This is a genomic window from uncultured Metabacillus sp., from assembly GCF_947503125.1.
Taxonomy (GTDB): Bacteria; Bacillota; Bacilli; order Bacillales; family Bacillaceae; genus Metabacillus.
The window spans coordinates 197,829-218,824 of record NZ_CANNCR010000002.1; the positions used below are offsets into that span (position 1 = coordinate 197,829).

Annotated in this window: 37 protein-coding genes; all 37 read left to right on the forward strand. The window is 31.7% G+C overall.

Annotated elements, in window-relative coordinates; translation table 11 throughout:
- The first annotated feature begins 68 nt into the window (after positions 1 to 68).
- Positions 69 to 815: an HNH endonuclease signature motif containing protein gene (locus Q1B07_RS02820; RefSeq protein WP_299831712.1), complete on the forward strand. Its 747-nt coding sequence runs from the start codon at positions 69 to 71 to the stop codon at positions 813 to 815.
- A 38-nt stretch (positions 816 to 853) separates the two neighbouring features.
- Entirely contained in the window at positions 854 to 1,264 is a 411-nt protein-coding gene (locus tag Q1B07_RS02825) for a hypothetical protein (protein WP_299831715.1), read from the forward strand.
- Positions 1,265 to 1,322: 58 nt separating this feature from the next.
- Entirely contained in the window at positions 1,323 to 1,481 is a 159-nt protein-coding gene (locus tag Q1B07_RS02830; RefSeq protein ID WP_299831718.1) for a hypothetical protein, read from the forward strand.
- 46 nt (positions 1,482 to 1,527) lie between these two features.
- Positions 1,528 to 2,481 carry a DNA (cytosine-5-)-methyltransferase gene (gene dcm / locus Q1B07_RS02835; RefSeq protein ID WP_299831720.1) on the forward strand — a complete coding sequence of 318 codons (954 nt, stop codon included), beginning with the start codon at positions 1,528 to 1,530 and terminating at the stop codon, positions 2,479 to 2,481.
- A 112-nt stretch (positions 2,482 to 2,593) separates the two neighbouring features.
- Positions 2,594 to 3,325, forward strand: a complete 732-nt coding sequence (locus tag Q1B07_RS02840) for a DNA adenine methylase (protein ID WP_299831723.1) — start codon at positions 2,594 to 2,596, stop codon at positions 3,323 to 3,325.
- A 36-nt stretch (positions 3,326 to 3,361) separates the two neighbouring features.
- The gene (locus Q1B07_RS02845) at positions 3,362 to 4,087 is read left to right on the forward strand and encodes a metallophosphoesterase family protein (RefSeq protein WP_299831726.1); all 726 of its coding nucleotides are present in this window, start codon (positions 3,362 to 3,364) and stop codon (positions 4,085 to 4,087) included.
- Positions 4,088 to 4,103: 16 nt separating this feature from the next.
- Positions 4,104 to 4,424, forward strand: a complete 321-nt coding sequence (locus Q1B07_RS02850) for a hypothetical protein (RefSeq protein ID WP_299831729.1) — start codon at positions 4,104 to 4,106, stop codon at positions 4,422 to 4,424.
- Positions 4,411 to 4,638, forward strand: a complete 228-nt coding sequence (locus Q1B07_RS02855; RefSeq protein ID WP_299831732.1) for a hypothetical protein — start codon at positions 4,411 to 4,413, stop codon at positions 4,636 to 4,638. The genes Q1B07_RS02850 and Q1B07_RS02855 overlap by 14 nt, the downstream gene beginning before the upstream one ends.
- A gap of 106 nt (positions 4,639 to 4,744) precedes the next feature.
- Positions 4,745 to 5,050 (forward strand): hypothetical protein, encoded by a 306-nt coding sequence (locus Q1B07_RS02860; RefSeq protein ID WP_299831735.1) that lies wholly within the window; start codon positions 4,745 to 4,747, stop codon positions 5,048 to 5,050.
- A 15-nt stretch (positions 5,051 to 5,065) separates the two neighbouring features.
- Entirely contained in the window at positions 5,066 to 5,296 is a 231-nt protein-coding gene (locus Q1B07_RS02865; protein ID WP_299831738.1) for a hypothetical protein, read from the forward strand.
- Between the two features lie 12 nt (positions 5,297 to 5,308).
- On the forward strand, positions 5,309 to 5,509 hold the full coding sequence (locus Q1B07_RS02870) for a hypothetical protein (RefSeq protein WP_299831740.1): 201 nt from the start codon (positions 5,309 to 5,311) through the stop codon (positions 5,507 to 5,509).
- A 143-nt stretch (positions 5,510 to 5,652) separates the two neighbouring features.
- Positions 5,653 to 5,796, forward strand: coding sequence for a hypothetical protein (locus Q1B07_RS02875; RefSeq protein ID WP_299831743.1), 144 nt, complete (start codon positions 5,653 to 5,655; stop codon positions 5,794 to 5,796).
- A 382-nt stretch (positions 5,797 to 6,178) separates the two neighbouring features.
- Positions 6,179 to 6,493, forward strand: coding sequence for a hypothetical protein (locus Q1B07_RS02880; RefSeq protein WP_299831746.1), 315 nt, complete (start codon positions 6,179 to 6,181; stop codon positions 6,491 to 6,493).
- A 24-nt stretch (positions 6,494 to 6,517) separates the two neighbouring features.
- A complete protein-coding gene (locus Q1B07_RS02885; RefSeq protein ID WP_299831749.1) occupies positions 6,518 to 6,709 on the forward strand; it encodes a hypothetical protein in 192 nt (63 codons plus the stop codon).
- 243 nt (positions 6,710 to 6,952) lie between these two features.
- Entirely contained in the window at positions 6,953 to 7,819 is an 867-nt protein-coding gene (locus Q1B07_RS02890; protein WP_299831751.1) for an RNA ligase family protein, read from the forward strand.
- Positions 7,820 to 7,859: 40 nt separating this feature from the next.
- Positions 7,860 to 8,138 carry a hypothetical protein gene (locus tag Q1B07_RS02895; protein ID WP_299831754.1) on the forward strand — a complete coding sequence of 93 codons (279 nt, stop codon included), beginning with the start codon at positions 7,860 to 7,862 and terminating at the stop codon, positions 8,136 to 8,138.
- Positions 8,139 to 8,272: 134 nt separating this feature from the next.
- Complete coding sequence (locus Q1B07_RS02900) at positions 8,273 to 8,599, forward strand: hypothetical protein (RefSeq protein WP_299831757.1); 327 nt, start codon at positions 8,273 to 8,275, stop codon at positions 8,597 to 8,599.
- A 58-nt stretch (positions 8,600 to 8,657) separates the two neighbouring features.
- On the forward strand, positions 8,658 to 8,891 hold the full coding sequence (locus Q1B07_RS02905; protein WP_299831760.1) for a glutaredoxin domain-containing protein: 234 nt from the start codon (positions 8,658 to 8,660) through the stop codon (positions 8,889 to 8,891).
- Complete coding sequence (nrdI, locus tag Q1B07_RS02910; RefSeq protein WP_299831762.1) at positions 8,888 to 9,268, forward strand: class Ib ribonucleoside-diphosphate reductase assembly flavoprotein NrdI; 381 nt, start codon at positions 8,888 to 8,890, stop codon at positions 9,266 to 9,268. The genes Q1B07_RS02905 and nrdI overlap by 4 nt, the downstream gene beginning before the upstream one ends.
- Positions 9,246 to 10,406 (forward strand): ribonucleotide reductase N-terminal alpha domain-containing protein, encoded by a 1,161-nt coding sequence (locus Q1B07_RS02915; protein WP_366945119.1) that lies wholly within the window; start codon positions 9,246 to 9,248, stop codon positions 10,404 to 10,406. Before nrdI ends, Q1B07_RS02915 begins: the two co-directional genes overlap by 23 nt.
- Before the next feature lie 262 nt (positions 10,407 to 10,668).
- Entirely contained in the window at positions 10,669 to 11,271 is a 603-nt protein-coding gene (locus tag Q1B07_RS02920) for a hypothetical protein (protein ID WP_366945125.1), read from the forward strand.
- A gap of 262 nt (positions 11,272 to 11,533) precedes the next feature.
- Entirely contained in the window at positions 11,534 to 12,538 is a 1,005-nt protein-coding gene (locus Q1B07_RS02925) for an HNH endonuclease (protein ID WP_299831765.1), read from the forward strand.
- Positions 12,539 to 12,596: 58 nt separating this feature from the next.
- Entirely contained in the window at positions 12,597 to 13,076 is a 480-nt protein-coding gene (locus tag Q1B07_RS02930) for a hypothetical protein (protein WP_366945120.1), read from the forward strand.
- A gap of 17 nt (positions 13,077 to 13,093) precedes the next feature.
- Positions 13,094 to 14,044 carry a class 1b ribonucleoside-diphosphate reductase subunit beta gene (gene nrdF, locus Q1B07_RS02935; protein ID WP_299831768.1) on the forward strand — a complete coding sequence of 317 codons (951 nt, stop codon included), beginning with the start codon at positions 13,094 to 13,096 and terminating at the stop codon, positions 14,042 to 14,044.
- 61 nt (positions 14,045 to 14,105) lie between these two features.
- A complete protein-coding gene (locus Q1B07_RS02940; RefSeq protein ID WP_299831771.1) occupies positions 14,106 to 14,720 on the forward strand; it encodes a hypothetical protein in 615 nt (204 codons plus the stop codon).
- 166 nt (positions 14,721 to 14,886) lie between these two features.
- Positions 14,887 to 15,729, forward strand: a complete 843-nt coding sequence (locus Q1B07_RS02945) for a prohibitin family protein (RefSeq protein ID WP_299831774.1) — start codon at positions 14,887 to 14,889, stop codon at positions 15,727 to 15,729.
- A gap of 47 nt (positions 15,730 to 15,776) precedes the next feature.
- Positions 15,777 to 15,935, forward strand: a complete 159-nt coding sequence (locus Q1B07_RS02950) for a hypothetical protein (RefSeq protein ID WP_299831777.1) — start codon at positions 15,777 to 15,779, stop codon at positions 15,933 to 15,935.
- A 56-nt stretch (positions 15,936 to 15,991) separates the two neighbouring features.
- The gene (locus Q1B07_RS02955; RefSeq protein WP_299831780.1) at positions 15,992 to 16,363 is read left to right on the forward strand and encodes a hypothetical protein; all 372 of its coding nucleotides are present in this window, start codon (positions 15,992 to 15,994) and stop codon (positions 16,361 to 16,363) included.
- Between the two features lie 25 nt (positions 16,364 to 16,388).
- Positions 16,389 to 16,709 carry a hypothetical protein gene (locus tag Q1B07_RS02960; protein WP_299831782.1) on the forward strand — a complete coding sequence of 107 codons (321 nt, stop codon included), beginning with the start codon at positions 16,389 to 16,391 and terminating at the stop codon, positions 16,707 to 16,709.
- Positions 16,710 to 16,779: 70 nt separating this feature from the next.
- Positions 16,780 to 17,598 carry a thymidylate synthase gene (locus tag Q1B07_RS02965; RefSeq protein WP_299831785.1) on the forward strand — a complete coding sequence of 273 codons (819 nt, stop codon included), beginning with the start codon at positions 16,780 to 16,782 and terminating at the stop codon, positions 17,596 to 17,598.
- A complete protein-coding gene (locus Q1B07_RS02970; protein WP_299831788.1) occupies positions 17,598 to 18,098 on the forward strand; it encodes a dihydrofolate reductase in 501 nt (166 codons plus the stop codon). Before Q1B07_RS02965 ends, Q1B07_RS02970 begins: the two co-directional genes overlap by 1 nt.
- 169 nt (positions 18,099 to 18,267) lie before the next feature.
- On the forward strand, positions 18,268 to 18,447 hold the full coding sequence (locus Q1B07_RS02975; protein ID WP_299831791.1) for a hypothetical protein: 180 nt from the start codon (positions 18,268 to 18,270) through the stop codon (positions 18,445 to 18,447).
- A gap of 6 nt (positions 18,448 to 18,453) precedes the next feature.
- Positions 18,454 to 18,870 (forward strand): hypothetical protein, encoded by a 417-nt coding sequence (locus Q1B07_RS02980; RefSeq protein ID WP_299831794.1) that lies wholly within the window; start codon positions 18,454 to 18,456, stop codon positions 18,868 to 18,870.
- Positions 18,871 to 18,988: 118 nt separating this feature from the next.
- Complete coding sequence (locus Q1B07_RS02985) at positions 18,989 to 19,282, forward strand: hypothetical protein (protein WP_299831797.1); 294 nt, start codon at positions 18,989 to 18,991, stop codon at positions 19,280 to 19,282.
- A gap of 39 nt (positions 19,283 to 19,321) precedes the next feature.
- Complete coding sequence (locus Q1B07_RS02990; RefSeq protein ID WP_299831800.1) at positions 19,322 to 20,023, forward strand: hypothetical protein; 702 nt, start codon at positions 19,322 to 19,324, stop codon at positions 20,021 to 20,023.
- 128 nt (positions 20,024 to 20,151) lie between these two features.
- Positions 20,152 to 20,331 (forward strand): hypothetical protein, encoded by a 180-nt coding sequence (locus Q1B07_RS02995; RefSeq protein WP_299831803.1) that lies wholly within the window; start codon positions 20,152 to 20,154, stop codon positions 20,329 to 20,331.
- A gap of 29 nt (positions 20,332 to 20,360) precedes the next feature.
- Positions 20,361 to 20,930 carry a RusA family crossover junction endodeoxyribonuclease gene (locus Q1B07_RS03000; RefSeq protein WP_299831806.1) on the forward strand — a complete coding sequence of 190 codons (570 nt, stop codon included), beginning with the start codon at positions 20,361 to 20,363 and terminating at the stop codon, positions 20,928 to 20,930.
- Positions 20,931 to 20,996 lie beyond the last annotated feature (66 nt).

Here is a 20,996-nt window from a genome sequence, read left to right on the forward strand (position 1 = left end):
TATCTATATGTAGTATATGAGATTGTATAAAATGATTGATTTATTTAGAATTAGAAAGGAGGAATTCAATGGCTTTATCACCAGAAGAGAAACAAAAACGAGCTGAGGAACGTAAGTTAAAGAAGTGGAATGATACACACAAATTGATTGATGGTGTAGATCATAAAATTTGCAACAGATGTAACGAACATTATCCATCAACAAACGAGCACTTTTATAAAAATGATAAGAATGGCATTGATGGATTGTATCCCTATTGTAAAAAATGTGCATTGGAACACTCATACGATTGGAGGGAAAACAATCGAGAGGGCTATCTAGAACAAATTAAACGTAGAAATAGTAAGCCTAAAGCAAGGAAACGTATATATGAAGCCAATAAGAGAAGACAAGAATCTGGAGAATTTAAAAAATGGCAGCAAGATAATAAAGATAAATTATTTCAATATAGGCTGAATAGAGGGAATAAACGTCATAAAATTAACAAGCAAGAATGGGAACAATGTAAAGCTTACTTTGATAATTCTTGTGCTTACTGTGGAATTACATATGATGATCATAAAGGGAAATTTAATGAAGACTTACATAAGGAACATGTTAACGATAAAGGTGCTGATGATTTAAGCAACTGCGTTCCTGCATGTAAGAGATGTAACAGTAAAAAACATATTTACAGTTTAGAAGAGTGGTATCCGAGTCAAGAGTTTTATAGTGAAGGGAAACATGAAAAAATCAATAATTGGTTATCTAAGGATTATAAATTATACATAAAGGAAAAGAAGCCTAGAAAACCGTATACGAGAAAGTCTAGATAAGTTAATCGATTTATTTAAAAATAGTGGGAGGAATGAGTGTGAGTAAGATGATTGATGTTGGTTATACAGATTATGAAGCAGACATAATCCTAGAAAGAACTAGTGGAAGAATTAACTTAGAAAATGAATATTCAATGCAAGAGTTGGGTGGCATCTATAGAAAATACAAGTCTAACAAAATTAAAAATTATGAAGACTATTTTCCGTTTTACTTTTGGATATTAGACTACTTTGATATGTATAGATGGAAACCTGGATTAGTTAAATCTAAAGAAGAAGAGGATATGTTAATTAAACAATATCATGAATACAAAAAGAGTCTAAGTGAAAAGGAGAGAGATCTTATAAGAATAAAATATTTAAATTATCGTGATGAAACTCATAATAAAGGAGAATTTCTATATCCTGCATACTATTGGTGTTTAAAGCAAAGAAATTCAAATAAATAATACATATAAGTTTCAATAAAACATGAATTTTATATAAAGTGAGGTGAAAAACGTAAAAATGGAGTATTTTCTTGAAAATTGGGAACGAGACTACTATGAAGGCAAATTAATCAAAGAATACCCTGAAAAAGCCAATAGTATCAAGGATTTGAACGATGTGGCATTGATGAACATATATGATTCAGATAATTGGGGTGAATACATAAAAGAACTTTAGATAAAAGAATCCTTTTACTCAAATAAATAATATTAGGAGAGATTAAATGACAGAACAGTTAAAAGTATTATCATTGTTTAGTGGAATTGGAGCATTTGAGGAAGCATTAAATAAATTAAACATAAATTATAATTTGAATAACTACTGTGAGTTTGAACCAACTGCAAGTAAAGCATATTCAATAATACATAATGTATCAGAAGATTTGAATTTAGGTGATATAACTAAAGTAGATGAAACAAAACTTGAGAACTTCGATTTAATGACATACGGATTCCCATGCCAGGATATTTCTGCTCTAGGTGATATGAAAGGATTTACCGATGAAAAAGGAAACTTAACTCGCAGTGGATTATTCTTTGAAGCTATGAGAATAGCAAAATACAAGAAACCTAAATATATGGTTGCTGAGAATGTAAGAATGTTAGCTTCAAAGAAATTTAAAAATGACTTATCTGCGATGCTAAAATTACTAGATGATATTGGTTATAATTCATATTGGAAAGTTTTAAACTCTAAAGATTATGGAATCCCACATAGTAGAAATCGGATATATATAATTAGCATTAGAAAAGACATAGATGATGGACAGTTTGAATTTCCAGCCCCAATTGAATTGACAAAGAAAGCAAGTGATTATTATGATTCATTTGCAAGTGAAGATCATTACTTGCGAGAAAGTGATATGAAATATTTAAGCGAATTTAGGTTAAAGAAAAAATACAGTTCATTAAACTCTGATGTTATTGTATGTCAAACAACTAAACAAGGCAATTTAGCTAATCCACAAAACTTTGTTAAGGATGAAAAAGGTTATCGAGTTATGACATCTAGGGAGTTATTATCTTTACAAGGATTTAAAAAGTCATATGCAGATAAATTATTACAAAATGGAATTACCAAAGAACAAATTGGTAAGTTAAGTGGAAACAGTATTACAGTAGATGTACTCGAACATATATTTAAGAATCTTTTACATACAAATTATACAATTAAATGAAACGAAAACACTACATACGGTGATTTAGGTATCTAATGCATACTACATATAGATTTAAAACTAAATAAAATTTACATTTTATCTTAACATAAATAAATTAAACTAATATGAGGTGATCGATATAAGATACTTTGGAGGAAAGGCTAGAATTGCAAAGCCTATAGTTGAATATTTAAAGTCGATTAGGGAAGAAGGTCAGCCGTATATAGAACCATTTGTAGGTGGAGGTTGGGTAATGTCGCTTATGGATGGTGAAAGAATTGCTTGTGATAAACATACATACTTAATTGAAATGTATAAAGCAATGCAAAATGGTTGGATTCCACCTACTAATCTTACAAAGGAAGAATATGAGTATATTAAAAATAATAGAGATGAAAAACCGTATCTTACTGGCTTTGTAGGCTTTGGTTGTAGTTTCGCAGGTAAATGGTTTGGTGGATTCGCTTCAAGTAAAGATAGGAATTATTGTTTAAACGCTCATAATTCCATAATGAAGAAGATGGAAACAATGAAAGACGTTAAGTTTTATGATTGTGATTATAAGGAGATAAATCCAAAGGGGTTGTTAGTATATTGTGATCCACCTTATCAGGGAACTACTCAATATGGCTTAGTGGGAAACTTTGACTCAAATGAATTTTGGGATGTAGTAAGAGAATGGTCAAAAGAAAATATGGTGGTAGTTAGCGAATATAACGCACCAGAAGATTTTGTTGAAGTTTGGTCTAAAGATGTTAAAACAGATATAAGAAATAAAGATAATAAAAAAGAACAGCGTATTGAAAAATTATTCTTACATAAAAGTAATTTAAAACAAATTATACATAATGAAACAGCTTAAAAGCAATATTTTACATAAACAAATTAAATAAAGTGGGTGGGTAATATTAAAAATCGCACATTGGTTATTAGTGACATTCATGGCTGCTATGATGAATTTAACAAACTATTAGGAATGGTTAATTACAGTTCATCAACAGATCGATTAATACTTCTAGGTGATTACATAGATAGAGGCAAGGATAGCTTAAAAGTTTTAGAGTTTGTCAGAGAGTTAAATAATAAATATGGAGCAATTACACTTAGAGGAAATCATGATCAAATGTTATTAGATTGGCTTAAAAATCCAATTGAAAACTTATACCATTACATGCAAAACGGTGGAATGGAAACAATTAAATCATTTATTCCTGGTGCAGAGAATCAAGTATTATGTTGGGATACATATATGGAATGGGCTAATGAAATTAAATTAGGTTATTGGGAAGAATTTGATTTCTTATCTGATTTAGATTACTACTATGAAGATGATAAACATATATACGTACATGCAGGAATTAATCCTAATTTAGCTGACTGGAAGAATACTAATAAGGAAGACTTCATTTGGATTCGTGAGCCGTTTCTAAATCACAAACACTCACATAGTAAAACTGTAATTCATGGTCATACTCCATGTGTTTACCTACATAAGAAACCGGATATTTATTTTAGAGAAGATAAGATTGCTATTGATGGCGCATGTGCTTACGGACACCAGTTAAACTGTCTAGAGATAACGGAAGAAGGATATAAGCAATACCATGTAAGTAAATTAAAATAATAAGGGGATGGATAACATGAACAAGTTCTCGATTGGCGAAAAGGTTGTGGTAACAGGTAAGAGTAATATCGGTGTAGTTGAACAGATTAAGGAAACTAAATACATATACAAAGATGGACGTACAAATTCTACATACGAATATTTGGTTCAAGTCGGACAAAGCACATATAAAGATTGGTATTCTGAAAGTAGACTAGGAGTTTATCTGGAACTGAAAGATGAAATTGCAGTAAACAAGGTGTTAATCAACTCATTCCTTAACCGAGACTTAGCTTCTGCTAAACATTATGCAAGTGAAAATGTTGAATTGGAGGCACAGATTAATGAAACAAATTAGTCTAGAAATACAAGATCAGTATGGTGAAACGATCAAGCAAGAAACAATAACCATTAATAATGGTGATAAAATTATCATGCAAGCAAAGGAAGACATTCCACTTGATACAGTGAAGCTAATTCATGAAAGTGTAAGGCATGCATTGACTGATGAGAGTATAGAACTGGTTACACTTGCTAATTCATTCGAAATTAAAGTATTAAAAGTAAAATAAATTATCATTATACACTACATTTAGTGTATCAGTTAGTGAAAACCACTACATATAGACATGAAATTAACATAAAACGAGAGTTTTATTAAAAGGAGAACGATATAGTATGAGATTCCCATATTCAGTTCCAAATGTAACAGTAATTAAGAATAATGAGCCGGTACGTACAATTGAAACGATGCAATATTTAGATGAACAAGATGATCGTGTTTACCTGAGATGTGCTGAAACAGTTAAGGAATTTGTCAGAGGACTCACTTGCGATTTAAATTGTCATTACTTAACCTTTGACCAAAACAGAGAAAATGAAGAAACTGATTCATTTGATATTAAAGATTTAGTTTTAGTCCACATCAATAAAACATTTGACATAAATGGAGTACCAGAATTCGAATACGTATTTTTCAAATAGAACAGGAGGACATGAGTGAAGAAATATTTCGTAAGATGTTGCTCTCAGCATAACCAGAACATAACACTTAAAATTGAAGCCGAGAGCAAAAACGCAGCAAAGGAGATAGCCTTCAATATACATAAAGTTAAGCAAGTATTTAACATTAGCGAGGAAGTAAAGAGTAAGGGATTTGAGTGGAGGAGAGGACATTCTTCTCCGCATGTAATTAATCGTGATGGGAAATGTATTACAGTATTTTGTTAAGGAGGTGTAATAATGAAACATATATCCGAACACACAAAGGACTCTCTTACTCAGCAAGCCAGTACATCGATTGATCTTGTTGATGAAATAAGACAGTTGATTGAAGACGATAAAAAGTTATTTCCTGATAAGAAATGGCCAGAATACGATGATTTATTAGGCAAGATACTAGTCAGACTTGAGCAATTAAGATCCGAACTAGAAGATGTATAATTTTTATAAATAAATTTAATATACCTATTTACATAAGCAAATTAATCGTGTATAGTAAGAGTACAGACAACAACAAACACCACGACAAGTTAACGGGAGTGAGAAACAACGCTCACTCTCAATATAACAAAGGGGATAGTAAAATGTATGAAACGTGGGCGATAGTGTTTATGGGGTTAGGAGCAATAAGTTTGTGGGCTTTACTAGTTATGTTTATTATGTCGATTATGATTGCAGCAAGTAAGGCAGATGACGTATTGCTAAAAGACAGACAATATCATGATTAATTACTTGCAAACATATTATCACCTAGATATAATATAAAATAAGAACAAACATTCGGGTGATGATAATGAAAGCAAACGTTCCAAGTGCATATGAAGATGCTGCTTATGAATACACATATACTAAGTTAATGTAAAACATGTTTAATACAGGTAAATTATATATAAAAGGTTGTGGTATCGATAAACAAAATCTGTATGAAATGCCACTTTTACATAGACGGTACAGTTTGGGGCTGCTTCATTCCAGTATTAAAAACAGATAAGAAACTTGAAGTAACTGGATGTGAAGGTTGTATTAAGGAAATAGTTGAGATAGTTAAGAAGAGTAAAAAATTAACGTTAGACGAGACTAAAAGATTATTAGGATTGGAGGTTGATAACGATGGAACTGAAACTTGATGCTAGGCATAAGATTGTTAGTGACCGTATGAACTATATATTGCTAAGGTTAGATGATGTAAAAGATAAGAAATCTGGTGAAGTAATTGATAAGAAGTGGAAAGAAATTGGCCATTATGGATTAAATTTAGGTCTTGCATTGAAGAGATATACCACTGAGAGAATTAGGGAAGAAGATAAATTAATCGTTGAAGAGCTAGCTAAAGTGTTAAAAGGATTAGAGCAGCATGTTGAGAAAGTCGTTAAAAAGGAAAATATCGAGTTTGTACATAAGAAGAATGATGAAGAATTGAATTAAATTGCTACATAAGGAGGAACGAAAATGACGGTAATAAAAATACAAGAAAGTGATTATAACGACCTTTTAAAAAAGATTGAACGTTATGAGTTAGCGTTAGAAGAAATTTCATTAGTCGGGTATTCCGAAAAGTTCGGTGGTGGTTGGACTTATACAGGAGAGTACCACGCTAGATGTATGAAAATCGCTATGGAAACATTGAGAAAGCATTACTAATTGTGTCGCATTTCGCTTAAACTGTGAAACATTTTGTAATTTTTAAATGTTGCTATAAAAGGTTTTAGGCGGTATGTTTCACAGCAATTTTTCAATGAAATATTTCTTTTATTTAAATCCAGGAGGTGAAGTAAATGTACACAGAAAATTTCTCATATCAAGATGTTCAAAATGTTATTGAAGTATACATGGAGTCTAAATAAGTTTACTATCTAATAAATTATACATATTGGAGGTTATGAAATGAAGAAATATCAAGATATTGTGAGACATGGTAAATCTGGTACACATTTAACACTTGAAGGTAATCCTCATATTGTAATCCAAGAAAAGTTAGACGGTGCAAATGCAAGTTTTAAGTTTGAAGGTGACAGCATTAGATGTTTTAGTCGTAATACTGAATTAGATGAAAGTAATACACTAAGAGGGTTTAGTGTATGGGTAAATGATCATTTTAAAGATCTAACTTTTCACGAAGGTCTAATTCTATTTGGAGAGTGGTTAGTTAGACATAAATTAGATTATGGTGAAAATGCAAATCAATTTTATCTGTTTGATGTCTACGATGAAAAAACTGAGGAGTATTTACCATTCGAATTAGTTAAAGAAACTGCTAAACAATTAAACTTAAATTTAGTTCCGGTTTTCTATGAGGGCGAGTTTCAATCATTAGAACACATTCAGTCATTTGTTGGTAAATCAATGCTAGGTGAAATTGGCGAAGGAGTAGTTGTTAAAAATACGTCTTATAAAAATAAATATGGTGTGCAACAATTCACTAAAATTGTATCTGATGCCTTTGCAGAAAAAGCACAAGTTAAGAAACAAACGATTAAACAACCAACGGATCAACTTCAAGAATTCATTGATTCAACTGTAAATACAGCTAGAGTTTCTAAAATTGTCCATAAATTAGTCGATGAAGGCCTATTGAATGAAGACTATGCAATTGAAGACATGGGGACTATTTTAAAGCATGCTGGCAGCAGAGTGTATGAGGATGTTATTAAAGAGGAATTAGATGAATTGTTAAAAGTCTTAAAAGGTAAGATTGGCAAGAAAGTTCCTGGGATTGTTAAAAGCGTATTAGCTGAAGAGGGTAGAGTCTAAATATAATTCGATTTTTATATAGAAAAGGAGAGTGAAATTAGTGGTAAAGTTACATATTGAATTTGAAGGAGATTATGAAGTACGAGAAAATGTGTATGAAAATAAAATAATGAGCATGGGTAAGATGATTAGCGACTTAGGAGATTCAACCTCTTACGATCTAATACTTCCTCCGAATCCAAAAGTAAAAGTTAGTATTAAAGATTCAAATGGGGAACTGAAGAGAGAAATAAAAATTGCTAGTTTGATTATCAGTGATAATAAAGACAAAGAAGTATTAATTAATAATATAGCAGCATTATTACAAAAGTCTCTTTAAAAGTTTTAATTTATACAAATAAATTAAATATACATATTTACAAAACAACGAACAAGTGTTACTATTAAACTATCATTTAAAGGAGGTGAGTTTAGTAGATTTCGGACTAAACTAAATAAGAAGGAGTGAGAAAAGTGGGGAGAGTAAAAAGGTACGTTCCTAAAGGTTTTATATTTGATGCTGAAGAGGTTAAAGAAAATGGTGAAGCTGTAAGTCAGTATGGAATAATGCCCATATTCGCTGGGGAAATCAAGCTTGTTGATCTTTATAAAAATGAATTGCCTGAAACTAAGGAGCTATTCGAGAGCAAGTACATACAGGTTGAGATTGAGGAAGATAAACTAGAGATTGACAAAGAAGATATGGCTGCTATGTATGCCAGTTATGGTAGTTGGATGACTAACAATGAGGAAGATGAAAATTACATAAAAGGTACGAAAGATATTCATTCGATTGAATGATTTAAAAAATATAATAAAGATAAATTTAATATAAAAAATACAGAAAAGAGTGATTGATATGGCTAAAGTTACAGTATATACGAAGAATGGATGCCCACAATGCGATATGACAAAGATGGTTTTAAATGGTGAAGGAATCGAGTTTGAATTGATTAACGTTGATGAAGATTTAGCAGCAAGAGAATATGTTGTTAATGAATTAAAGTTAACATCAATGCCAGTAGTAGTAGTTGAAGGTCAAGAACCTTTCACAGGTTTCCAACCAGATAAACTCCAATCTATTGAACAATGAGAATAGTTTATTTATCACTATCAGGCAACATTAGAAAATTTATAAATGATGGAGGGATTGAAGCTACTGAGATAAGTTATTCTAATCCCCTCATTGAAATTAACGAAGATTTTGTATTAATTGTCCCTTCATATGATCAAGAAATTACGGATTTAATGAGTGAGTTTATCGAATATGAAAATAACGAAGAAAACTTGGTTGCAATTGTAGGAAGTGGAAGTAGAAACTTTAATGATGGGTTCTGCTTTAATGCAAAAGATTTGTCAGAGAAGTACAACAAACCACTGATATTTAAGTTTGAATTTAGTGGAACGGAAGACGACATTATAAATTTTAAAAAGGAAGTGGAACTTATTGAAATCACCAGAACTAAGTAAGAAAGTTAAAGAAGATACGTATTTTACATTAAACAACTTATTAAACATTCCAAAAGATGGTCGTATTCAGTTGGATAAAGATAAAGAAGCTGCAAAGGCATATTTCTTAGAGCATGTTAATCCTAACACAGTATTCTTTCACACCTTGGATGAAAAATTAGATTACTTAATTGAAAATAACTACATTAAAGAAGACTTCTTGAAGAAGTACAGCCGTAAGTTTATTAAGAAAGTTTTTCAAAAGATATATAAAAAGAAATTTCGTTTCCGTTCATTTATGGGAGCATACAAGTTCTATAAGCAATATGCTTTAACAACGGATGATGGGAAGAGATTCTTAGAAAGATTTGAAGATAGATTAGCTTTTAACGCACTTGCTTTAGCAGATGGAAATGAGCAATTAGCATTAGACTTAGCAGATGAATTAATTAATCAACGCTATCAACCTGCGACTCCAACATTTTTAAATATCGGTAAACAACGTGCTGGAGAAATGGTTTCTTGTTTCTTGCTAACAGTATCAGATGATATGAATTCAATTGGTCGTACTGTAAATTCAGCGTTGCAGCTATCAAAAATTTCTGGTGGCGTGGGAATAAATCTAACTAACCTTCGTGCAAATAATGATCCTATAAAGGGTGTTTACGGTTTAGCAGATGGTGTTGTACCAGTAATGAAAATATTTGAAGATGCTTTCTCTTACTCTAATCAAGGTGGGAAAAGAGATGGCGCTGGAGTAGTTTACTTGAATATTTTTCATCCTGATGTAGTTGATTTCTTATCTGTTCGTAAAGAAAACGCAGATGAAAAAGTACGAATTAAAACACTATCATTAGGATTAGTTGTACCAGATAAGTTTTATGAACTGATCAAGAAGAATGAGGATATGTATTTATTCTCGCCTCATGATGTTGAAAAAGAATACGGAACACCATTCTCTTATATTGATATCACTAAAGAATACGACAACATGGTTTCTAATCCCAATATCCGTAAATCTAAGATTAAAGCTAGAGAACTAGAAACAGAGATTAGTAACTTACAGAATGAAAGTGGTTATCCATATATTATCAACATTGATCATGCAAATAGAGCTAATCCAGTAGATGGAAAGATTATAATGTCTAATTTGTGTTAATAACCTAGCACCTTCATACAGTAATGTATGTCGAATAACCCTGTGAATTCGGTGGAAGTCTCAAGTAGATAATGCCGAGCCAAGTCATATAATTAAATTATATGAAAGGTGTAACGACTAGTCAGATGACGTACGCTCAAGCGAGTGGAAGCGCAGGGAGTCCCAATGGGATTATGATATAGTCTGCTCTTACTGGTGACAGTAAGCTGTGGTTAGCCCACGCTCTAGAATTAGCGACTCTAGAGGAACATAAAGGACGGAAATATTCCAGGTACAACAAGAATCTGTAATTAGCAATGATCAAACCTATGAAGTTCTTGGCAACGACATTAGCTGCAACTTAGGATCTACAAATGTAACAACTCTAATGGCTTCTCCTGACTTTGGTAAGTCTGTTAGAACAATGTTAAGAGCTTTAACTCATGTAACAAATGCATCCAATATTGATGTTGTTCCATCAGTTAAAAACGGTAACGATAAATACCATTCAGTAGGCTTAGGGGTTATGAACCTTCATGGGTTCCTAGCAAAAAATAAGATTTACTATGGCTCTCCTGAAGCATTGGAATTTACTGATATCTACTTTATGCTATTAAACTACTGGACTCTAGTTGAAAGTAATAACATTTCAATTGAGACAGGAAAGAAATTCTTTGAGTTTGAAAAATCTAAATATGCAGATGGAACGTACTTTGATTTATATTTAAACGAACCTGACTTTGAATTCAAACATGATAAAGTTAAGTCACTATTCAAAGGAATCTTTATTCCTAAGCATGAGGATTGGATCAAGTTAAAAGAGTCAGTAATGGAACATGGTATATATAATGCGTTTAGACTCGCTACCGCACCGACGGGTTATTGATTAGCCCCATTATGTAGTGATATGTAATGAAAACTTCTCGAATTGCGGGAAACCCCTAAAGATTCTATTACCAACTAATAATGGTGACATGTATTAGGGCGTTGCTAACCACAGCGATATGGTAAAAAGATAGAATATGTGACAATGGGCAATCCGCAGCCAAGCTTCCTATGTAAATAGGTAGAAGGTTCAACGACTGATGTGGGAAGGATCTCTTTTATAAATAAACTTAACTTAATATATAATGAACGGAGGTGAGTATTTGATAAAAGTAAATAAATGTCGTGAGTGTGATATAGAATATGAAACGAAATCATTCAAGAGTCTGTTTTGCTCAGATAAGTGTTCACAAAGACATAGGAGAAAAATAGAGAAAAAGAAAAAAGAAAGAGAATTAAAATGTCCAAACTGTGATATTGTTTTTACAACATCTAACACTAGAAAGAAATTTTGTACTATTAAGTGTAAAGATGAATATAAAAATAATAAAAAGCTAAAAGGAACATTGGAGAAAAAATGCGTGATCTGTGAATCTTCCTTTACAGTAGAAGGTAAAGCGAGACAATCGGTTTTTTGCTCAGAAGAATGTAGAAAACAAAGATGGAGATTAAAACTGGTTGAAAAACAATGTCCTGTTTGCGAAAAAATGTTTAAAGGTAATCATAATCAAGTCTGTTGTTCCCCTAAATGTGCAAATGAAAAAAGAAAAGTTAGGATTGAGATCAATTGTCCGACATGTAAAGAAAACTTCTATGTTGAACCAAACAAAGCACATAGAAAATTCTGCTCTAGGAAATGTGCATCAAAATCTAGAGAGGTAGATAAAGAAACACCGAATTGCAAGTGTGATAATTGCGAAGAGGAATTTTACAGACCGTTAGCACAACAAAAAGGACATGAACATCATTTTTGCTCAAGAAAGTGTAATGGAGAGTTTAATTCCAAGTACGGTTTAGTAGCAGGTAAAAATAATGGCAATTATACAGGTTCTTTTGATAGGCATAAGAAATATTACGGTGAGGATTGGCTTCCTCAAAGAAGGAAAGCTAGATTGAGAGATAATTATACTTGTCAACAATGTGGAATCACAGAAGATGAGTATGGCATGGAGCTATCTGTCCATCATATTACACCTTTTGTTGCCTTTAAAGATACTAAAGAGGCGAATAAGTTAGATAATCTCTTATGTGTATGTGAACCTTGCCATCGCAAAATACATAGTGGTGAAAACCATCCTAGAAATTATAAGAAATACATAGACTTATAAATAAATTAATTATAAAAGAGATTATGATACAGTCTGCACTTTAGGGAAACCTAAAGAGATGAGAGGAACAGAAACTACTCATCCCCTTGTAAAACAAGGAGTAACAAAATGGAGCATCAGTTACGTAAATGAAGCAACTGCTTCAATTCATCCAATTACGCAGCGTATTGAGGAAAGAACAGAAGGTAAGCGTGGTAAAGTTTATTATCCAGTTCCATACCTGTCTGATGAAACAATCAAATACTATGAATCAGCCTATGATATTGATCAACGAAAAATCATTGATACTTATGCAAAAGCAACAAAACATGTTGATCAAGGGCTTAGTATGACATTATTTTTAAGATCAGAACTCCCTGAGGGAATGTACGAGTGGAAAATTGACAGTGAATATCCAACAAAGAAAACAACTAGAGATTTAAATATTCTCCGAAATTATGCCTGGAAACAAGGCGTTAAATCAATATATTACATTAGAACATTTACAGATGATGGAGAAGAAGTTGGAGCAAATTACTGTGAGAACTGCTCAATTTAAGGGAGGAAAATATTAATATGAAACATTACAAAGCAATGAATTGGAATGTGTTAGAGGATTTCTTTGATAAAAAGACATATGAGAAACTTACCGAGCAAACGTGGTTTGCAACTCGTATGCCTGTTTCAAAAGATAGAGCAGATTGGAGTAAATTACCCGATATTGAGAAACGTTTAGTTGAAAAAGTATTTGGTGGGTTGACTTTACTAGACACACTTCAATCAAGAGAAGGGATTTCTTCATTAAAAAAAGGTGCTAGAACTGATATGGAAATTGATGTTCTAAATCAAATTCAATGGATGGAAACTGAACACGCAAGAAGTTATTCATCAATATTTAGCACACTAAATACAAATAAAGAAATTCGTGATATTTTCGAGTGGGTTGAAGTTCACGAAACACTTCAAATAAAAGCTAATATTATTGATGAAATTTATCAAAATGGAACTGATCTACAAAGAAAAGTTGCAAGTGTGCTATTGGAATCTTTCTTATTCTATTCTGGGTTCTATACTCCTTTGTACTATCTAGGTAAATCCAAGCTTATTAATGTCGCAGAAGTAATTAAAATGATTCTTAAGGACGAATCCCAGCATGGAGCATACATAGGGTATAAATTTAAACTAGGGTACAATGAGTTGCCAGCAAAAGAACAAGAAGAAATTAAATCTTGGACATATCAATTACTTTATAAATTATACGAGAATGAAGTAAAATACACTGAATATCTTTACAATGAAATTGGTTGGACAAATGATGTTAAAGTATTCTTACGTTACAATGCCAACAAAGCATTAATGAATTTAGGATTATCACCATTATTCTCTGATACGGCAGACGATGTTAATCCTATAGTATTAAATGGATTGTCTACAGGAACGAATAATCATGATTTCTTTTCATTAGTAGGTAATGGATATCTAATGTCTGCTGCGGAAGTAATGAAAGACTCTGATTACGATTATTAATAAACACATGGGAGACTAACCTCTCCCTTATAAACAAACTTTACATAAAAGGAGATTTTAAATGACTAATAAAATGGATGAACAAATTATCGTAGCTCCACGTACTACAGTATTCAACAATGAACAATTAACTTTTCAAGGTGTAAATAGCAAACAATCACAAACTCAACAAATCGTAGCAAATATGGCTTCAAGTTACTCAGTTATGCGTAGAGGAGATGCAGAAGAAAATCCTGAATATAAGCAGCCTATTCCTTACTGCGTCATTCGTCAAGGTGACAAAGTATTTGGCTACAAACGTTTATCCGGTGGAGGAGAAGCACGATTACATAATCAAATTTCATTAGGTGTAGGCGGTCACGTAAACGATATTGAAGGTTTAGACTTTTATGGTGTAATTTCAGAAAGTCTTAAACGTGAATTAGATGAAGAGTTATATATTGACCAGGATAAATTCACTTTAAGCACAATCGGTCTAATCAACGATGATGAAAACGAGGTAGGCCGAGTACATCTTGGAATGCTAGTAATTGCCGAGTTAGAAGAGGGTGCCAAGGTATCAGTTAAAGAAACTGATCAATTAGAGGGGTTATGGTTTAGTGTAGATGAGTTAAAACAACCAGAAGTATTTGAATCATTGGAAACATGGTCACAATTTGTTGTAGGAATTCTATAAAAGAGGTGAAATAAATGTTTTCAGCCTTTGTACTACTAATTCTATTCGCTTTGTTTTTAAGTGGAATATGGTTTCTTATTGGTAAGTTAGGATTGTTTAATAAAATCGGCAATAAAACTATTAATCTAAAAAATATGTTTGAAGATAAAGAGGAGGAAAATAAATAATGTTTAAAACAACAAAATCAATCGTAGGTGCTGGTGTAGTAGGAGTAGGTTTATTAGTTGGTGGAGTATTAGGAGTTATGTCAATTGAAGTTATTGGTCAAGGTCATGCTGGAGTAGTTTATAACCGATCTCATGGAGTTGAAGAGGAAACATTAGGTCAAGGTTGGCATTTTGTAAGTCCATTTGAAAGAGTAACTGAATATCCTGTTTCAACTGAAACTGTTAAAGTAACTAAATTTAATGTACAGACTAAAGACGGTAAACCTTTATCCGTAGAACTGTCTTATGACTATTCAAATGCTTTAGAGAAATTGCCAAGTATCTATAACAAGTTTAAAGGTCAAGATTCTGCAACAATTCAAGAAGGTTGGTTACAAACAAGAATTAAAAAAGCAACATTGAACGTATTCGCAAAATACTCTGTATTAGAAGTATTCCAACATCAGGGACAAATCAATGCAGAAATTGAGAAAGAATTCCGTAAAATTGTAGAGGAACATGGGTTCATTGTTGATTCTGTAACTTTGGGAGCTCCAACTCCAGATAAGAAAACTGCTCAAGCAATCCAGGCAGTAGTAGATGCTCAACAAAAATTAGAGCAACTTGAAATTGAAAAAGAACAGGCTAAAGTAGCAGCAGAGAAATCTAAAATTGAAGCACAAGGTAAGGCAGATGCTCAATTAATTCAAGCAAAAGCTGAGGCAGAAGCAAATAAAACAATTAACGCTTCTTTAACTGCTCAAATCATTGAATTAAAACGCATAGACAAATGGGATGGAGATAAGAACGTTCAAACAAAAGTTGTTGGATCTGATGCCAATGTAATTGTTGGTGGAAAATAATTTGTAATAATTAAGTATTTTATTAGAATTTGAAAGGAGGTGATAAATTGGAACATAAGAAAATTTTAAATGGTGGTTTTGTAGATAGTGAAAAATTAGACGTTCTTCATAAAAGAGAGACTGTTTTAAGTAATAAAGATACCGAACGTTTACTCAAGGCGATTGATAAAGTCGGTTCTGTCATTGGTGTAGAGAAAGAAGATTAATAAATAAACTTTACACAAAATATAGGGTAGCGACCAATCGCTAAAGGAGAATTTAAATGGATACTGTAAAATTTGCTGAGAAAATGCTAAAAAATATTTTTAACAACTTGAGAATTTCAAGAGAAAATTATAAATCGCATGAATACAAAACACTTGCAAAATCGTCTAGGGAGTACATTAGTTTAATAGACAGAGTAAAAATTGAGGAAATTAATTTTATGAACGATCTAGTTGATTTTTATAATAGAGAAATTACTTTTTTGGAAATCTGGATTGAAAAAGCTTTGAGCAATCGAAATTTTAAAGATCACTTTATATTATCGAATGTTTATGTAGATTTAGTTAGAAATAAAGAGTATTTAGAATCTTTAATTTTGAAGTTTAATCGTAAAATTGTAGAAAGAAAATCTTTACCTCAAAATAAATAAATTAAACAAAAAAGGAGAGATTAATATGTTCAGAGTGGAAAAACAGTTAGATGAGAATATTACAATTACAGTTACTCCAGAAGCAGCGTTAACATTACACAGTATTCTAGAATTCTTTACTCGATTTGATAGTATTGAAGATAAAGCAACAGATACTGAAATCAACATGGCCACTATTATATCAGAGGAATTAGAAACTTATATTAAAGATGATGTCAGTGAGAAGATTGAAACTGAAGTAATTGACTACATAAACGGTTCCTATAATTTTGATCCTAAAGAAGCAGATAAATTTGTAGAGTTAATGGCTAAAAGCATAAACAAAAGTGGCAGTGTAAAATTCTAACATAAATAAACTATACATATCGAGAAGGTGTTAACTCGCCTTCTCTTTTACTTACGAGAGGGGATAATGAATGAGTAAAAATGAAATGCAGTATTTAAATCTATTAGATAAAGTATATAAACAAGGTAATGACACAGGAGACCGCACAGGTACAGGTATGAGAAGTTTATTTGGTGAAACAATGGAGTTTGATTTACGTGAAGGTTTTCCATTAATCACAACAAAGAAAATGTTTACTCGTGGAGTATTCGGAGAATTATTATGGTTTCTAAGTGGCTCAACATCCAATATTGAATTAGAAGAAAAGTATAATATTAAGTTTTGGAGAGAATGGCAGAATGAAGTTGGTCAATTACCTAACATTTACGGGAAGCAATGGGTTAGATGGGAAGATGGAAAAGGTAATATATTTAATCAAATCAAATATGTTATTGATGAGATTAATTCAAATCCAAATAGTAGAAGAATCTTATTTACCGGATGGAATGCTCCTGAGATGCAATATCCAGACACTGCTTTACCTTGCTGCCATTCTACAACTGTTCAATTTTATGTGACGGGTGATGAGCTTCAGATGTATCATTATCAGCGCTCAGGGGATCTATTCTTAGGTGTACCAGTCAATATTGCTTCCTATGCAACCTTAATGACAATGATTGCACAACAGTGTGAACTCAAGCCAACAATAATGAAACATACAGTAGGCGTAGCGCATATTTATCACAATCACTTGAAACAAGTTGAAGAGCAGTTGTCTAGAGATCCGTATGAATTACCAAGATTAAATATTGGTCGCAAACCAGAATCAATATTCGATTACAAATTAGAGGATTTTGTAGTTAGTGGTTACACTCACCATCCTTTAATTAAAGGAGATGTAGCTGTTTAATGACTATTAACCTTATAGCATGTATTGATAAATCAAGAGGTATCGGTAGCAACGGTTCATTGTTAACTAAACCTCCATTAGACTTTCCACATTTTAAGAAGTTAACAATGGGGAACATAGTTGTATTTGGTCGATCTACATTTGAAGAAATAGGTCGGCCATTAACAAAGCGACATAACATCGTCCTCAGTAATCAAGATATCAAACTACCCAATGGGGTTTATCATTATAAGTCCGTAAACCAAGTATTAAGAGAGTATTCATCTTATGCAGAAGAAAATGTAGAGCTTTTTATCTGCGGAGGGGAAAGGCTATATAACGATTTCCTTCCATATTCTAATAAGATATATTTAACAATCGTTGATCATTCTTTCCAGGAAGCTGACAGACATTTTCCTGAATTCTCACTTGATGAGTGGAAAGTTACGTCAAGTGTTAAAAATGAAGCAACAAATGAATATCCTTATGATTACTATTTTGTTGAATACGCAAAGAAATAAAAGTAAATTAATTATAAAAAGGTATTTACATAAATAAATTAATCGTATATAATAAGGGTAACTTCAAGGAAACAATCTTAGGTTGCTCTTATTTTATTGTAAAGGAGGATAGTTGTTAAGTTAAGAGTTACATAGATAAATATAATATACATATTAGGAGATGAGTGTAATGTTAGATAAAAAAGTGATGATTCAATTTATAGATAAACGTATTAAAACTTTGGAGCACTTATTAAAATTAGAAAGTATTAATTCACATCAGCATCACCTATTACAAGGTCGAATATACGAAGCTGCAAACATTAGAAATGACATAATTGATGGAAAATATGATGCAAAGGTTTGGTGATACATAATGACTAAATGGTTAACGACAGGACAAATGATTGACAGGTTAAAAGTTGGAGATATTGCGGAAACGGAAGCACGTAAATCAGATGCATTTATAAGTGGAGAGTATGTTAATTATGTAACAATTACAGATGAGGGATTAATTTCATTTTGTGATGAAACAGGTAATCACAGGCCTTTTCTTTTATTTAGTTTATCAGATGAGAATAGAAAGCTAATGTGGAGAATTATACCTAAGTATGTAAGATTCCATGAAGCTATGAGTGCCCATGAATTTGGTAAAACAGTAACATATCATCATGATAAAGAATTAACTTATACATTTAAAAAGGAATTGGAAACAGGTCAGTTTGATCAGTTAGCCAATGACAGCATATGTCTCCATGAGTTAATTGAAGGTGCGTGGACTATTGAAGATTAAAAGTTTGTGAAATTTACAACTGTTCAAAGTGTTGATACATAAGGGTTTCTAAAAACAATTCACAAACTAAATTAAGATAAAACCTAAATTTTATTTAAAGTTGAAAGGAGGTTGAATTATGACAATTTACAGTAGTGAAAGAGTTGAGAAATCTAAATTGGAGTCAGGAGCATTTGAAAAAGCAGTCAATCTTATAAAAAATAGAAATCAATATACAAAAAGCGAGCTTATTTCTAAATTGAAAGAACAGCAAAGCGAGTTGAAACGTATTGAAGATGAATACGGATCTGATTTGTCTTTGTTAGCGAGTTCAAATTCATTTAGTTTACAATATGAGAAACTTACATCTGAAATGAAAAAGAGAAAATTCAAAGAATTAGATGAGTATATTGAAAGGTTAATAAGCGAATAAATTCTGTATTTTATTTAAAATAAAAAGGAGAGATATATTATGAAAGATTTAATGATTGAAATGTTGGAACTATTACAAAAGAATGGGGAGCAAGTAACACGCTTATTATATAGAGAGAACGGTAAAATTGAGTACGTTGAAAACTTCTCGCCATTTGTGAATGAGAACTATCTGACTAATGGATTAAGAGAAGCCTTAAGCAACAGTAAAACATTGACATCTAATCAAGAAAATGAACTAAAACATTTCATTATTGAGAAAGCATATAATGGAAACATCTATGAGGCAATTGTGAAAATTCAAGAATTGAGAGATCAACTTGATGTTAAAAATGCTGCTAGAGGAAAAGGTATTATAATTTCAGGTGCAGAAGGAGATTGTATCCTTAATCATAATGGTATGGATTGTAAATCTGGAAGCATTACGATTTCACAACAAAACAATATAGTATGGTACATTGATTCCATTTTCAATAAAGACGGTAATTATAAATTCGACATAAGAATTGATGCGCTGGATGTTAACAAAGGTGAGTTTAAGTATATGAAACGATTTATTGATCTTAGAAATTCATCTGAAGTTGCGAGTAAAATTATTAATTACATTGTCCAAAAAAGACCTAATCAAGTTATTTTTAATACTGTTGGCGTATCTGTAGCAGTTTATGATTCATTTGTTGAAAAGTTAAAAACATATGACATTGAAATGAAGGAAAATGGAGTATTAGCTTATTCTAATTAATATAAATAAATTATACATACATCTAATATTTAGGGAGATGAGCAAGCTTGCTGCGAACCGTCTCCCTAGCAGTTCTTTAAAAGTATTTACATAGGAAATAATTGTTATGCATTAAGGGAGTGAATGTTTTGGCACTATTACTAAGTAAACGTAAGGAAACATACTACACATACCAGTTGAACAACAATGAGAGAGAATTCTTAATCAATTTATTGTGTGGTATGTGTGGTATGAAAGAGGTTATAAAGGATGATGAAACATACTTTGAAAACATTAAAGAATTGTTGGGAGTATTAGCAGAAGAATAATAAATTAAATATATTTTAGGAGTGGTTATTTGCAACTAAGTTTAACGTTACCTGTACCAACGAGTCTCAATGAATTATACATAAATGAATATTCCTGGAATCCTAAAAAGAAAATGAGAACACCAACGGGTAGAAGAATACTAAGTAAAGATGGAGAAAAGTGTAAAGCCGAGTTAATCAAATTAACGACTGAGCAGCTACAAGATCAACAATGGGATTATGAGTATACATTGGACAATTACATATACATGGACACGGTTATTTATTTCTCACGTAAAGGCCGAGACGATAATAATATTTATAAGTTGCTTTGTGATTCATTGGAAAAGCTAGTTTACGAGAATGATAGCAGAGTATTAATTAGAACACAAAAGATACTTTATGATACAACTAATCCACATATTGAAGTTACGCTTAAGCCGGTTGAATATAAAGGAATATTTAATAATGAAATACATATGAACCAGTTTGAAGATAAATGTAAAAAGTGTAAAAGGTATAAGAGGAATTGCTCTATTTTGAATAAGGCCAAAGAAGGGCGTATCCAGGAAGAAATTAATGAGGAGTTTGTTTGTGCGAAGTACAGTGAGAAGAAGTGAATTTTAAAATCACAACAAAATACATTTTTATTTGTAATAAGACAACTTATCAAATACATAACGTAC